Below are 15,914 nucleotides of genomic sequence, written 5' to 3'. Positions count from 1 at the left end.
ATCATCTAGTTGAAAACTGCTTACTTCTAATACATAATTTTTTTTTTTTTTATAACTTCTCTAGAAAAACTACGTCCAATATTACCACCTATTCCTACATTAATTTTATTTTCTTTAAGAATTTTATAAATTATCGAACAAACGGTTGTTTTACCGTTGCTTCCTGTTATACTGATAATATAAGAAGATTGATCTAGATAACTTTTTCCAAACTCTAATTCAGATTGAACAGGAATATTCAAAAGATTAATTTTCTCTATAAAAGAGTTATTTCTAGTAATTCCAGGACTTTTTATTATTTTTGCAGCTTTTTTAGTTATTATATTTTTTGAATGACCTTTTTCTTCAAAAGGAATTTTATTTTTTATTAAAATTTTTTTGTATTTATTTAAAATAACTCCTGAATCGGATAAAAATATTTTTAATCCATTTTTTTTAGCTAGTAAAGCTGCTCCAATTCCACTTTCTCCTCCTCCTAATATTACCAATAGTTTTTTTTTCATTATTATTTTATTAATAAAATTACCGTTAATATGGAAAGAATTATTTGGATAATAATAAAACGAATGAAAATTTTATTCTCGTGATATCCTAATTTTTGAAAATGATGATGCAAAGGAGCCATAAGAAAAATTCTTTTACCTATTCCATATTTTTTTTTAGAAAATTTAAAATATAATACTTGTATTATTACAGAAATATTTTCCATAAAAAAAATTCCACATAAAATAGGTAATATTAATTCTTTTCTATTTATAATAGTTATAGTTGCTATAGCTCCACCTATAGTTAAACTACCAGTATCTCCCATAAAAATTTGGGCTGGATAAGTATTATACCAAAGAAAACTTATTAAGGAACCTATAAAAGCAAAAGAAAATATAATTATTTCCTCTAAATGAGGAATGTATATCAAATTGAAATTTGATGAAAATATTTTATTACTGGAAATAATAGAGATTAAAGATAAAGTAAAGAAAATAATAGAAGATATTCCTGCTGTCAATCCATCTATACCATCAGTTAAATTAGCTCCGTTAGATAAAAATGTAATAGTAAAAATTACCATAGGAATAAAAATAATCCATATATATTTTTTCCATTTTTTATTATATCGGTTTAAAATACAAGAATAGTCAAACTCATTTCCTTGATTAGATAAGGAAAACGGAAAAGTTGTTTTAATACTGTATTCTTTTTTCCTAAAAAATTTCGAATTTACTTTTTTAATAGATTCATTAGAATTTATATTCAGAAAATAAATATTATTTCCAATTAAAATACCTACTAAAATTTGTCCTAACACTTTTCCTGTTACACTAAGTCCTTTTTTATTATATTTTATTTTAATATAATCATCTAAGAATCCGATACAACCCATGCAAAATGTTGTCAAGACTAATATAAAAACATACTTATTCTTCAAAGAAGAAAATAGCATAGTAGAAATTAATGTGGATAATATCATTATAACTCCTCCCATTGTTGGAGTCCCTTCTTTTTCTCTTTGCCCAATAAGCCCGAGATCACGTATATGTTCTCTTATATTATTTTTTGCATTATTCCAATATATAAATTTTTTGTAAAAAATTAATGCTATGAAAAATGATAAAAAAAAGGAAACTACAGCTCTGAAAAAAACATAATTAATATTGATTAAAAGAAAACAAGAATTCAATGATTCAAATAAAAAATTATCATTATTTTTCACAAACTTTAGGTGATTTAGTTTTTAATAACTCTCTAACTATTTCCATGTCATTAAAAGGAAAACGTACTCCTTTTATTTCTTGATAAGTTTCATGTCCTTTTCCAAATAAAAGAATAATATCTTTTTTTTTTGCAATTTCAATTGCCATTTTAATAGCCTCTTTTCTATTTGAAATAGTTAAAATAGATTTTTTTCTCACATTAGAATATGATTTAAAATTTTTCATATCAACTAGTATTTTTTCTATTTCTTCATCTCTAGGATTATCAGACGTAAAAATAGGTACATCACACATATCATAAACAATTTTTCCCATTAAAGAACGTTTTTTTACATCTCTATTTCCTCCACAACCTATAACGCATATTAATTTTACATTATTATCTTTTATTTCTTGAATAGTATTTAAAACAGTTTTTAATCCATTTGGATTATGAGCATAATCTACAATAACACGGATTCCTGAATCTGATACAAATTGTTCAAATCTTCCTTTAATAGGTTTTATATTCTTAATGTTTTTCAGAATATCATTTTTTTTCTTACCTAATAAAATAGCTGTCGCATAACTTGCTAACAAGTTATAAACATTAAATGTTCCAATTAGATTAGTAAAAATTTTATTTCCATCAATAAGTATTAAACTTCCAAAAATATTTTTTTTTAATATTTTACACCTAAAATTTGCGGTTTTTCTAAATCCGTAAAAATAAATTTTTGACAAAATATTTTTTACAATTTTACATGAATTTTTATCGTCTGAATTGATTAATACAAAAGAATTATTATTAGTATTAGATAAATTGTCAAAAAAAAGTTTTTTAGTGTTTAAATAATGATTAAAAGATTTATGATAATCTAAATGATCATGTGTAATATTAGTAAAAATACCTCCTTGAAATAATAATCCTGAAATTCTTTTTTGATGAATTCCATGTGAACTTACTTCCATAAAAGCGTATTTACACCCTTTACGGATTGATAGATTTAAATATTTATTAATTTCAATAATATTCGGAGTGGTATGTTCTGTAGGATATATATTGGATAATATTTTTATTCCCATGGTGGAAATAAGAATATTTTTTTCCCCCATTTTAGAAAATAACTGATGAAGTATTGTTGCTATTGATGTTTTCCCATTTGTTCCCGTAATTCCTACTAGTTTAATATTTTTCGTAGGATTATCATAAAAATTGGAAGATATAATTCCTAAAGCATTGAGGGAATCTTTTACAAGAATATAAACAACATTTTTATGAAGATAGGAAGGTATTTTTTCACAAACAATACTGATTGCTCCATTTTTAATAGCTTTTGTTATGAATTTATGTCCATCTGTTATTTTTCCTTTTTTAGCGACGAAAATCATATTATTGATAATAACATTAGACCATATAGAAATTCCTTCTACATTTCGTCTAGAAATATCTTTTCCTATTATTTTTAAAATATTTACATTTTTCAATATATCTTCTAATTTCTTTACCATTCTTATTCTTCCAGTTTAAGAAATATAGTTTGATTCTTTTTTAATTTATTTCCCGGTTTAACAGATTGGTGAATAACTTTTCCTATTCCTTCATATTTAACGTTAAATCCCATATTTTCTAATGTAGGTATAACTTCCTTTCCAGGAATAGATATTACGTTAGGCATTGTCCATTTGTTAAAAAATAAATTTTTTGATTCTCTAACTTTTTTAAGCAAATCATTTTTATTTTTTCCTTTTTTAGGAAATTTTTTTTTCCCTATTTTTGGATAAAGATATTTTGCAATTTTATCAAATATAGGAGCTGCTACTTCAATTCCATAAAATCCTTTTTTTGGTTTAGAAATAACTACGATACAAGAATACTTTGGATTCTTAGCAGGAAAATACCCCACAAAAGAACTATTATAAGTAATAGATTCCTTTTTCAACCAATAATTTAATTGCGTCGTTCCAGTTTTTCCTGCATAAGGATATTCTGGATTATAAAATTTTTTTGCTGTTCCATTTTTTACAACGCCTTCTAACATTTTTCTAATTTCTATAATAGATGATTTTTCCGCTATAGAAGGATTTATTATAATAGGTTTAGTATATTTTTTTATACTTTTTCCATTTTTTTTTATCTCTCTTATAAATAAAGGTTTAATCATCTTTCCTTTGTTAGCTATAGCATTATAAAATGTAAGTATCTGTAAAGGAGTTAATTTAATATTATATCCGAAAGTCATCCATGGTAATGTTATACCATTCCAATTTTTTTTACTATTAGGTTTCGGAATGAAAGGAACGCTTTCTCCTGGAATATCTATTCCTATTTTTTTATCTAATTTCCATTTTTTTAAGTGTTTTATAAATTTTTCTGGATACTCTTTATAATTATCATAAACAATTCTTGCTATTCCTACATTAGAAGAAACTTCTAAAATTTTTTTTGGACTCATTTTTTCATATCCACTATAATGACTATCTCGTATTTCTTTACCTTTTAATTTCATCACACCACCTTTTGTATTAACCATCATATTATCTTCTATTTTTTTATCTTCTATAGCGGCAAGAATAGACACTGTTTTAAATGTAGAACCTGGTTCGCTTCCCTCCCACACTGCAAAATTTCTTACATCTTCATAAGTATTTTTCTTTGTTTTTTCTAAATTAATTATAGCAGGTATTTCTCCACTTTCAACATCCATAAGAATAACACATCCATGGTCCGCTTTGGATATATGTAATCCTTGAAGCAAAGCTTGATAAGCTATATCTTGTAAAGAGATATCTATAGTTGAATAAACATCTTTTCCATCTTCTGGATCTACTTCATTTTCTAATTTTAAAGGTTTCCATATTTTAGAACTTATTCGTTGTTCTAATCTTTTTCCGTTTTTTCCTTTTAAATATTCACTAAAAGCTCCTTCTAACCCTGCTTTACCTCTATGATCATCATATCCTAATGTTCTTCTTCCAATATTTCCTAATGTATGAATTCTACGTATTTTTTTTTCTACAATAAAACCTCCTTTAATTTGTCCTTCTTTGAAAATTGGAAAATTTCTTAATACTTTAAAGTGTGGATAATCTAAATTTTTAACCAATGAAAAATATCTATTTCCCTTATTTTTTTCTTCTTGAAATTTTTTATAAAAGAAATTTTTTGATTTTTTGAATAGTGATTCCAATGAATTACATAAAGAATGAATATTTTCTTGAAATAATTTTTCAGGTATGGATTTAAAATCAATATGAATATCATATTTTGTAACGGACATAACCAAAAGACTATTATCCGATGCATAAATGTTTCCACGTTTAGCTTCAATTAAATTAGTTCTAATTGTTTGCTCTATAACAGATTTCTTGTATTCTTCTGAAGAATTTTGAATGTAGAATAAATTGAAAGTTATTAATGTTGCAATAAAAATGAATAAAAAACCAATTAAGTAAGATTTATATAATAAAATATACCTTCTCCTTTTCATATTCATCATATTTTATTTTTTATTAAGTTTATTTTATTAGCACTCATAATTCATAACTTAATTGGATTTCATTTTTTTTTCTTTTCCAAAATTAATTTGTATGGTGGTTCTTCTAAATATTTTAATCTATTAACTAATTTTTTCTTTAGAAAAGAAGCTAACTGCATTTTCATACATTTACTGTGCAAATCTGCATATTCGGATTTTAACTCCTTAATTTCTTCACTAATTTTAGAAATTTTCCTGATTCTTCTATCCATTATATGTGAACTGGTAATACTTATCAAAGATAAAATAGTCATAAGAAAAATAAAATTCCAATTTCTATATGCGTTTTCTTTAATTAGAAATTCTCCTTTTAAGAAATCTTTGATTTGTTTTTTAAAATTTTTTTTCATTTTTATTCTATATTTTTAATTTCAATCTTAAGATTTTTCTGCTATTCTTAGTCTGGCACTTCTAGATCTTGGATTTTTTATAATTTCTTTAAACCTAGGTTTAATAACTTTTTTATGTATCATTTTAAATGGAGGAGTTTTAAAATTTATTTTATTTATTATAATTCCCTTCTTAAAAAAAGACTTAGTAATTCTATCTTCAATAGAATGATACGAAATTATAGCTATCCTTCCTCCTGGAAGGATAATTTTAGAAGATTCTAATAAAAAATCTTTTAAAATATTTATTTCATCATTCACTTCTATTCGTATTGATTGAAAAAGTCTGGAAAAAAATCTTTTCTTTTTCCTAAAAGATCCTCGAATAAAAAAAACATTATTTAAATCAAAAGTATTAAAAAATTTTTCTTGAAAACGTCTCTTAAGTATTTTTTCTACAATTTTTTTGGAATTTTTAAATTCTCCATACTCACGAAATATATGAAATAATTGCTTTTTTGAACATTCGTTAATAACATTTTTAGCAGAATAAGAAGACTCTTGATTCATTCTCATGTCTAAAGGACAGTTTAGTTGATTGGAAAATCCTCTTTTAGGATTATCCATTTGTAAAGATGAAATTCCTAAATCGACTAATATTCCTGATACTTTTTCAATATTTTTTTTATTTAAAATATCACGTATATAAACAAAATTATTATGAAATAAATGAAATCTTTTATCTTTGATAAGATTTCTTTTTATAGATTCTTTATCTTGATCTACAGCTATCAAAGTTCCATTTTTATTTAATTTTTTTAGAATTTCATAAGAATGTCCTCCTCCACCAAATGTTGCATCTATATAAATTCCGTTTTTATCTACTATTAAATTTTCTACACTTTCTTTTAAAAGAACTGGTTTATGATGATAAAAAATATCTTTATAATTCATTTTTTAAAAAATCTATTATAAAACATATATATAATGAAATTATTTACATCATAAAATATATTGCATATAATAAAATTTTTACAATGAAATTTCATTTAATTAAAACGGATACTTTTTCTAAAGCTAGATATGGAGTTTTAGAAACAGATCATGGAAAAATAGAGACACCGGTTTTTATGCCAGTTGCATCAAAAGGATATGTAAAAACAGTTCCTATTCATGATCTAGATAAAATATCAAAAATAATTCTTGGAAACACTTATCATTTATATTTTCGTCCTGGAATTAAAATATTTCAAAAAGTAGGAGGAATTCATTCTTTTATGAACTGGAAAAAACCTGTATTAACAGATAGTGGTGGTTTTCAAGTTTTTTCTATGAGAAAATTGAATAAGATTACAGAAAATGGAGTAAGATTTAAATCTATTACAAATGGATCCTACCATTTTTTCTCTCCTGAAAAATCCATGGAAATTCAACGTTTTATAGGAGGAGATATTATTACGGCTTTTGATGATTGTCCTCCTTTTCCTTGTAGTTATGAAGAAGCTAGAAAATCTGTAAATCGAACGTATTCTTGGCTTAAGAAATGTTTTTTTTATTTAAAAAATAATCCAGAAATATATAATTATAAGCAAAGTTTTTTTCCAATTATTCAAGGAAGTATTTATCCAGATTTAAGAAAATATTCTACGGAAAAAATATTTTCTTTATTAGAAGCTGAAGGATATGCTATAGGAGGACTAAGCTTAGGAGAAACAAAAGAAAATACACACAATATAATTAATTTACTAACAGATCTTCTGCCTAAAGAAAGACCTAGATATTTAATGGGAGTAGGAGATCCTGTTGATATTTTGGAAAGTATATCTCTTGGAATAGATATGTTCGATTGTGTTCTTCCCACAAGGAATGGACGTCATGGAATGTTATTTACATGGAAAGGTATTATAAATATAAGAAATAAAAAATGGGAAAAAGATTTTTCATCATTAGATGAATTTGGAAATTCTTATGTAGATCAATTATATAGTAAATCTTATTTGAGACATCTTTTTTTATCTAAAGAAAATTTAGCAAAAGAAATAATTTCCATACATAACTTATCTTTTTACTATAGTTTAATTAAAAAAGCAAAAATGAATATTATGAATAATAAATTTCTTTCTTGGAAAGAATCTATTATTCCTTTTTTAAAAAAACGTTTATGATATGAAAATTCTTGATCGTTATATTATTCGTAATCTTTTTCTTACTTTTATATTTATTACTGTTTCTATGCAATTTTTATCTGTAGTAATAGACGTATCTCAACGTATGTCTAGGTTGGAAGATAACCATGGATCTATCAAAGATGCTTTGATTTTTTATTATCCTTTTTGGGCTATATGGTTATCTAATACATTCTCTCCTATTTCTATTTTTTTATCTGTTATTTTTTTTACATCTAGATTAGAAAAAAATTTAGAAATCACAGCTATTATTTCAAATGGAATAAGCTTCAATAGATTGAGTTTTCCTTATTTAATATCAGCTTTAATAATAGGGATTATATCATTGATAATAAATTATTATTTTCTTCCTATTGCTAACAAGAAAAAAAATGAGTTTTATTATCAATATTTACTAAGTCCAAGATATAAAGAAAAATATGAAAATAATCAATCTGTAAGTATTCAAATATCAAAAAATGGATATATTTTCATGAAAAAATTTTTTAAAAAAAAAAATCTAGGAAAATATTTTGTCTATCAAAAATTTGATGATAACAATAAATTAATTTTTGTATTAAAATCTAAGTATATCTTTTGGGATAAAAAAAATAAAATATATATTCTATTTGATTATATAGAAACCACATTAAAAAATAATAATAATTTTAGGGGTGATTATAAAATCATTAAATTACCGATTGCTCCTAAAGAATTTTTACCGGAAGAATATGCGGCAGAAAATATGAATATTTCCGAACTAAGAAAATTTTTAAGTGTAGAAAAAAAAAATAAAAATATTAATATTTATTTAAATGAATATTATCAAAGAACAAGTTTACCTTTTTCTACTTTTATATTCACTATTTTAGGATTATCTTTATCTTCGAAAAGAAAAAAAAATGATATAGGAATTTTTATAGGAATTATGTTATCTATTTTTTATATTTTTTTTATAGAATTTTCAAAAATGTTTTCTATAAAAAATTTGATTCCTTCTTTTTTATCTATATGGATTCCGAATATCATTTTAGGAATAATTACTTTATTTTTTTACTTGTTTTGGGGGAATAATAAATAACAATTAGTAAATTTAAAATTAGTAAAAATTAAATTATTTCGAATTCTGACATAAATATTTGTCTGTTGTTTCTAATAAATTTTAGAACAACCCTTCCTGTATATTTATTTAGAATATGATCTACATCATCAGGTTTTTTTATTTTATTCCCATTTATGAATAAAATAATATCTCCTGCTTTTATTCCTATGGAATTTAAATATCCATTATCAATTTCTGTTATTAAAATACCGTAATCAATTCCGAAATTTTTTTTATATTTTTTATTCAGTTCTTTAAACGTTGCACCTAATAATTCAGATGGTTTAACTTCTTCTCTATTTCTTATTCTCGCTCTACCTTTAAGGTCTCTTAAAGTAACATCGAAGCTTTTTTCGTAACCATTTCTAATAATATTTATTTTTATTTTATCACCCGGATGTTTTACTCCCACAACAAATGATAAATCAGCAATATTTTGTATTTGTCTTCCATCTACTTTTTTTATGATATCTCCTTTTTTTAAACCTGCATCTCCAGCTCCACTTTTTTGAAAAACTTCTCCTATTAAAAAACCTTGTTGGGATTTTATTTTTTGATTTGTTTCTTTATTGTAATCCTTTAAATATTCTGCTTTAGAAAGATCCATTCCTCTAACTCCTAAATAAGCACGTTGTACTGATCCATATTTTCTTATATCTTGAATAACTTTTGCTACTAAATTAGAAGGAGCAGCAAAACTATATCCTATAAAATTTCCCGAGGATGAAGAAATAGCTGTATTAATTCCAATTAATTCTCCGTTAGTATTAATTAACGCTCCTCCACTATTTCCAGGATTCACAGCTGCATCTGTTTGAAAGAAAGATTCAATAGCTGATTGTGTTTCTTCTCTTAAGATCCCCAAACTTCTATTTTTTGCACTAATAATTCCTGCAGTAACAGTAGAATTTAAATCAAAAGGATTTCCTATTGCAAGAACCCACTCTCCTACCCGAACTTTATCGGAATCTGAAAAATATATAAAAGGTAAATTTCTATCATTTATTTTTAATAACGCAATATCAGTACTAGAATCTGCTCCTATTAATCTTGCTTTATAAGTTCTTTGATCATTTAGAGTTACTTCGATTTTTTCCGCGTCTTTTATAACATGATTGTTAGTTACAATATATCCATCAGGAGATATAATAACTCCTGAACCATGAATTCCGGGTAAATCATCATCATTATTGTTATCATTTTTTTGATGTTGATGATTTCTTCCTCTTCTAATTCCAGAACTATCTGGTCCAAAAAAGAAATCAAATGGATCCAATTGATTTTGGAAATTATATTTTCTAGAATAGTTCTTTACATTAACTACTGCATATATTGTTTTTTCTACAACTCTTGTAAAATCTGGTAATCCTGAAGAACTAACTATAGAAGCAGGATCTGATGAAGCCGATTTTGTTTTAACTAAAAAAGGCGCACTACTACCATGTTGAAAATTTAAATTATTCCTTTTGTTAATGTTGTATTGCTTGTAAGCAGCAACAGTTATAATTGAACTCATTATACTGCTAAGTACAATATAAAAAACTATTCTATTCATGTTCATAATTCTTTAAGTATAATAGTTTGAGTTTTTTGAGTATATTAAATATAATCAAAATAATTAAACAATAAAGTGATAATTTTAAAAGAAAAACAAATAATAAATATTTTTTTTTTCAATTATATGGAAACAGAATAAAATGTTTAGGAAATAAAAATGTAAAATTTATAAATTATTAATAAATAATGTTAACTTCGTTTTATTCATGTTGTTCACGTAAAATATATCTCTGATATCTCTGTATTAGAGTTTTATAACTGTAAACAATGAAAACGAATGAATAATGAATATGAAATTGAATTTTTTTAAGTACCAAGGAACAGGAAATGATTTTATACTCATAGACTCTAGATTTGAGAATAAAGAAATAGAAAAAAAACATTTTACTTTAAAAAAATTATGTGATAGAAATTTTGGTGTCGGAGCAGATGGAATTATTTTTATCAAAAATGATGAAAATAATTTTAGTGATTTTTATATGAAATATCATAATTCTGATGGAAAAGAAAGTACAATGTGTGGGAATGGAGGGAGATGTGCTGTATTTTTTGCTTATAGAAAACTAAAACTAGGAGGGGAGAGAAAAAAAGAAGAAGTTCATTATAGAGCAATAGATGGATTTCATCATGGAATAATAAATGATGATAACTTGATTTCAATTAGTTTAATTGATATTAAAAAAAACGAAATAGAAATACATCAAAAACATGTTTTTTTGAATACTGGATCTCCTCATCATATTTTGTTTGTGAAAAACATAAAAAAAATAGATGTATATCAAGAGGGAAAAAAAATAAGATTTCAAAATTCATATTTAAAAAATGGAGGAGTAAATGTTAATTTTGTAGAAATAGTTGAAAATGATACTGTCTTTGTAAGAACTTACGAAAGAGGAGTAGAAAACGAAACGTTATCTTGTGGAACAGGTGCAGTGGCTTCTGTTATTGCAGGATATGAAACCAATAGAATTTCTTCTAATAAAATTATGGTTAATACTATGGGAGGGAAATTATGGGTTTCATTAAAGGAAACAAAAAATGAATATAAAAATATTTACTTGACTGGACCCGTTCAATTTATATTTGAAGGATATGTTAAAATATAAAATAATTGAGAATGAAAAATAATTATTCAATTAGCAATGATTCCTTAAAATTTCTTAAGAAATATTTAAATGGAAGTTCTCCAACAGGAAATGAAAATGAAGGACAAAAAATATGGATAGATTATATAAATCCTTATGTGGAAAAAATTCAAACAGATTTATATGGAACAGCAGTAGGAATCATTAATCCTTCTTCTCCATATAAATTGGTTATTGAAGCTCATGTAGATGAAATATCTTGGTATGTGAATTATATAACAGATGATGGAATTATATATGTTTCTCGTAATGGAGGAGCTGATCATCAAATAGCTCCATCTAAAAAAGTATTAATACATACACAAAAAGGATTTGTTAATGGAATATTTGGATGGCCAGCTATTCATACAAGAAGATCTTCAGACGAAAAATCGCCCAATATGGATAACATATTTGTAGATATTGGTGTTTCTAGTAAAGCTGAAGCAATTAATTTAGGAGTTCATGTAGGTTGTATTATTACTTATCCAGATGATTTTTTTATCATGAATAATAATTATTTCGTAGCTAGAGCATTAGATAATAAAATAGGAGGATTTATAATAGCAGAAATAGCAAAATTAATAATGAATAATAATCTTCATTTTAAATTTGGATTATACATAGTGAATTCCGTACAAGAAGAAGTAGGATTAAGGGGGGCTAAAATGATTTCACAAACTATACGACCAAATATAGCTATTGTTACAGATGTTACACATGATACATCTAGTCCTATGATTGATAAAAAAATACAAGGAGATATTAAATGTGGATTAGGTCCTGTTGTTGGATATGCTCCTTCAATAAAAGAAAACATTAGAAATTTGATTATTAATACTTCCGAAAGGAATAAAATACCATTTCAACGTTTAGTTTCATCTAGATACACAGGAACGGATACAGATGCTTTTGCCTATTCAAATAAGGGGGTATCATCTGCTCTAATATCCGTGCCTTTACGGTATATGCATACTACAGTAGAAATGGTTCATAGAAAAGATGTGGAAAATACTATATCATTAATATTTTTTTCTTTGAAAGAAATTAACAATCATTATAAAAAACTTTTTATAAATTGAATCGAAAATGAATTATATCCCCATCTTGAATTAAAGAATTTTTTCCTGCTAAAAAAATTTTTCCTGCTTTTTTCGCTTTTTCTTCCGATTTATATTTTATAAAATCATTATAATGAATTATTTCTGCTCTTATAAATCCTTTTTTAAAATCTGTATGAATAACTGAAGATGCTTCATAAGCAGTACACAGACTAGGAATAGTCCAGGATCGGATTTCTTTTTTACTAACGGTGAAAAAACTTTGCAAGTTCAATAATTGATAGGCTTTTTTCAAAATTTGATCAATTTTATCTGAAGAACGATTTTTGATCAATGATAAAATAATCAAAATAGAACCTTCTGTTTTTACAATTTTTTTCAATTCTTTTATATATGTATTGATTTTTTCATTTGTAACCTCATCAGTATTACATACATAAAGAACAGGTTTAATAGTTAAAAGTTGTAAATCTTTTATATATTTTTTTTCATCTTTTACAAATGGATATGTCCTAATATTTTTTCCACTTCTTAGAAAAGAAAGAACACTTTCTAATGTATTTGTTATAGATTTATTTTTTTTTGTTTTAACATTTTTTAATCTATTTTCTATTGTTTCCAGATCTTTTAATTGTAATTCCATATCAATTATTTCTTTATCTCTGATAGGATTTATAGATCCTTCTACATGTGAAACGCTAACATCTTGAAATAAACGTATCATATGAATTATGACATTTGTTTCACGAATATGAGATAAAAATTTATTTCCTAACCCATCTCCTTTATGAGAACCTTTAATAATTCCAGCTATATCTACTATTTTTATTTCAGATGGAATAATTTTTATTGGATTAATGATTTTTTCCAATTCATATAATCTTTGGTCTGGAACCCTTGTCATTCCATAATTTGGTTCTATAGTACAAAAAGGAAAATTTTCTGATAAAACGTTTGAATTAGAAATAAAATTAAAAAATGTAGATTTTCCTGTGTTAGGAAGACCTATAATTCCACATTTCATTGAATTTATATTTTTATTTTTTTATTAAATAATGTTTAACGAATATTATAAAAAATTTAATTATCTATTTTAATTAATTTCAATTATGAATGAAAGAAAATAAAATTTCGTTTTTAGAGCATATTGAAGAATTAAGAAATCGTTTAATTCATTGTATCATTGCAATAATCATTGCAACGGTTGTATTAATGAATAATAAAAAAATCGTGTATGATTATATTATTTTTGCTCCGTCTAAAAAAGATTTTATTACTTATCGTATTCTTCATAAATTTACAAATCCTTTTTTTAAAGTTCATTCTATTTCTTTTTTACAAAAAAATTTAGAAATACAAAATAGACAAATATTTGGACAATTCAATGTTTATATATGGACCTGTTTTATAGGAGGAATTATTTTATCTTTTCCTTATACATTCTATGAGTTTTGGAAGTTTATCAAACCAGCTCTTTCAGATAAAGAAAAAAAATTTTCTATAAAAATATTTATAATAGTTCCTATTTTATTTATGTTAGGTATTCTTTTTGGTTATTTCGTATTATTTCCATTCTTAATTAATTTTGGATATTATTTCAGAATAAGTAATGTTCCTAAAAATATATTCGATTTGTCGGATTATATTTCTTTGATTGTTCATTCTTCTTTATCTATGGGAATAATGTTTTTATTTCCATTTTTTATATTTTTTCTTACTAAATTGGAATTAGTATCTCACCTTTTTTTAAAAAGATATAGAAAACATGCATTTCTAATAATGTTAGTGATCGCTTCTGCTATTACTCCTGGAGATATTCTTAGTACAATAATTGTTTTAATTCCATTATTAATTCTTTATCAAATTAGCATATGTGTTTCTTTTTCTATTTCTATAAAAAAATAAAAAAACCTCTTAAGATTGAGGTTTTTTTATTTTTTTGTTAATTTAATATTTCTTCATTACTATTTCAACAACACGTTTTCCTTTTTTATTTTTACTATTTTTTCCTCCATCCGTTAACCCTCTAGCTTCTAATTTATTAGGATCTATCCCTTTTTCAATTAGAGCTTTTAATACTGCATTTGCTCTTCTCATAGCCAGCATTTTATTATAACGAGGTTTACCATTAGAATCTGTATATCCATCTACATAAAATTTAGATTTAGGAAAATAATTGGTTATTACATCAGCAATGTCACCAATAATTCTCAGGTGAAGAGGTGTTAATGTAAATTTTTTTATTCCAAATGAAATAGGTCTAAAAAATATATCGGGGCATCCTTTGTTTTCTTTTTTCCCGAATTTTTTTGGGCAATCATCTTCATTATCTGGAATATTATCTTGATCTGTATCAGGACATCCTTTAAATTTTCTTAATCCTGTTTGATTTGGACATAAATCTTCTTGATCTAATACTTCATCATTATCGGAATCTTTATTAAGACTCTTATTATTATCATCGGAGTCTTTTTTATTATTATTTTTATTATCTTTTTTTTCTTTTTCTTTCTGGGTTTGACAACAAATTTTTTCTTCTACTCTTCCTCTTTTTTCTATTATTGGAAAGTAAGAATGGTCTTGAATTCCATAATACTCTTGACTTCTATCTATTTCTTCCTCCTGATTTTCGTTATTAATTTGTTCGTTTCCAAAACGGAAAACAAAACCTAAATTATGTTTCCAAAAATTAAGATAATCTTCTGCTCTACTTTCAAAAATATGATTGTAAGTAGTATTAAAATTTATTCCAAAATTGGGAGCCATCCATATATTCATTCCTACACCTCCATCTAATAATAGAAAATAATCTCTAGATGTTTGTAAATATTTTCCATCTTCAATTTTTAGTTCTCTCTCTATATATCCCTTAAATTTATGATAACCTGCTCCTACTCGTAAATAGGGATCAAATTTGTGATGAGGTAAAATGTAGTAGGTTACTCCATTACTTATCTTTACAAAAAGATCATTTTCTGATTTCCATCTTTTATTGTTTATCATTCCTAATGACGCATCAAAGTACAATCCCATATTTCTTTTAATACTATATTCTAGTTCTAAATTAGAAACAACAGGACTAATACTATTATGATCTTTTTCAAAAATCCCTTTAAAAGGAGATCTTATGGGATAATAATTAATGTCATATAATCCTAATTTAAGAAGCCATTTTCCTTTCTCTTCTTCTTCCTTCAAATTCTGGAAATAAGCAGAGGGATAATAGGAATAATAAGCATGAAGAGAAAAAAACGAAAAAAGAGTAAAAAATAGAGTAATAATAAAAAAGTTTGCGTTTTTCATAAAACTATAAATTTCATTTGTGTCATTATTGTTAATTTAATAA

At 24.6% G+C, this 15,914-nt stretch carries 14 protein-coding genes; 5 read left to right on the top strand and 9 right to left on the bottom strand.

What is annotated here, in order from left to right; all coding sequences use genetic code 11:
* Positions 1–26 precede the first annotated feature (26 nt).
* From H0H51_RS03045 to rsmH, 6 genes are all read right to left on the bottom strand, one after another.
* Positions 27–503: a Mur ligase family protein gene (locus H0H51_RS03045; RefSeq protein ID WP_262887183.1), complete on the bottom strand. Its 477-nt coding sequence runs from the start codon at positions 501–503 to the stop codon at positions 27–29.
* Between the two features lie 2 nt (positions 504–505).
* Entirely contained in the window at positions 506–1,711 is a 1,206-nt protein-coding gene (gene mraY / locus H0H51_RS01230; protein WP_238784237.1) for a phospho-N-acetylmuramoyl-pentapeptide-transferase, read from the bottom strand.
* Positions 1,701–3,203, bottom strand: a complete 1,503-nt coding sequence (locus tag H0H51_RS01225; RefSeq protein ID WP_185877047.1) for a UDP-N-acetylmuramoyl-L-alanyl-D-glutamate--2,6-diaminopimelate ligase — start codon at positions 3,201–3,203, stop codon at positions 1,701–1,703. The genes mraY and H0H51_RS01225 overlap by 11 nt, the downstream gene beginning before the upstream one ends.
* Before the next feature lie 2 nt (positions 3,204–3,205).
* Complete coding sequence (locus tag H0H51_RS01220; protein ID WP_185877112.1) at positions 3,206–5,182, bottom strand: penicillin-binding protein; 1,977 nt, start codon at positions 5,180–5,182, stop codon at positions 3,206–3,208.
* Positions 5,183–5,250: 68 nt separating this feature from the next.
* Entirely contained in the window at positions 5,251–5,580 is a 330-nt protein-coding gene (locus H0H51_RS01215) for an FtsL-like putative cell division protein (RefSeq protein WP_185877046.1), read from the bottom strand.
* Between the two features lie 27 nt (positions 5,581–5,607).
* Positions 5,608–6,513, bottom strand: coding sequence for a 16S rRNA (cytosine(1402)-N(4))-methyltransferase RsmH (gene rsmH / locus H0H51_RS01210; RefSeq protein WP_394798406.1), 906 nt, complete (start codon positions 6,511–6,513; stop codon positions 5,608–5,610).
* An 83-nt stretch (positions 6,514–6,596) separates the two neighbouring features.
* Between rsmH and tgt the strand changes: the two genes are divergently transcribed.
* Complete coding sequence (gene tgt, locus H0H51_RS01205) at positions 6,597–7,724, top strand: tRNA guanosine(34) transglycosylase Tgt (protein ID WP_185877045.1); 1,128 nt, start codon at positions 6,597–6,599, stop codon at positions 7,722–7,724.
* Between the two features lies 1 nt (position 7,725).
* Entirely contained in the window at positions 7,726–8,805 is a 1,080-nt protein-coding gene (locus H0H51_RS01200; protein WP_185877044.1) for an LptF/LptG family permease, read from the top strand.
* Between the two features lie 28 nt (positions 8,806–8,833).
* Here the strand turns inward: H0H51_RS01200 and H0H51_RS01195 are convergent, their stop codons facing one another.
* A complete protein-coding gene (locus H0H51_RS01195; RefSeq protein ID WP_185877043.1) occupies positions 8,834–10,381 on the bottom strand; it encodes a Do family serine endopeptidase in 1,548 nt (515 codons plus the stop codon).
* Positions 10,382–10,673: 292 nt separating this feature from the next.
* Between H0H51_RS01195 and dapF the strand changes: the two genes are divergently transcribed.
* Positions 10,674–11,489 carry a diaminopimelate epimerase gene (dapF, locus tag H0H51_RS01190; RefSeq protein WP_185877042.1) on the top strand — a complete coding sequence of 272 codons (816 nt, stop codon included), beginning with the start codon at positions 10,674–10,676 and terminating at the stop codon, positions 11,487–11,489.
* 11 nt (positions 11,490–11,500) lie between these two features.
* Positions 11,501–12,589, top strand: coding sequence for a zinc-binding metallopeptidase family protein (locus H0H51_RS01185; RefSeq protein ID WP_185877041.1), 1,089 nt, complete (start codon positions 11,501–11,503; stop codon positions 12,587–12,589).
* On the opposite strand, the gene H0H51_RS01180 is transcribed toward H0H51_RS01185, so the two are convergent.
* Positions 12,579–13,592, bottom strand: a complete 1,014-nt coding sequence (locus H0H51_RS01180) for a redox-regulated ATPase YchF (protein WP_185877040.1) — start codon at positions 13,590–13,592, stop codon at positions 12,579–12,581. The two genes, H0H51_RS01185 and H0H51_RS01180, sit on opposite strands and share 11 nt — an antisense overlap.
* Before the next feature lie 89 nt (positions 13,593–13,681).
* On the opposite strand from H0H51_RS01180, the gene tatC reads away from it, so the two are divergent.
* Entirely contained in the window at positions 13,682–14,473 is a 792-nt protein-coding gene (tatC, locus tag H0H51_RS01175; RefSeq protein ID WP_185877039.1) for a twin-arginine translocase subunit TatC, read from the top strand.
* A gap of 42 nt (positions 14,474–14,515) precedes the next feature.
* Here the strand turns inward: tatC and H0H51_RS01170 are convergent, their stop codons facing one another.
* Positions 14,516–15,871: an OmpA family protein gene (locus H0H51_RS01170; RefSeq protein WP_185877038.1), complete on the bottom strand. Its 1,356-nt coding sequence runs from the start codon at positions 15,869–15,871 to the stop codon at positions 14,516–14,518.
* Positions 15,872–15,914 lie beyond the last annotated feature (43 nt).

Source organism: Blattabacterium cuenoti (assembly GCF_014251995.1).
GTDB classification, from domain to species: Bacteria; Bacteroidota; Bacteroidia; order Flavobacteriales; family Blattabacteriaceae; genus Blattabacterium; species Blattabacterium cuenoti_AE.
The sequence above is the reverse complement of the archived record's forward strand: the minus strand, read 5'-3'. Positions and strand labels throughout refer to the sequence as shown.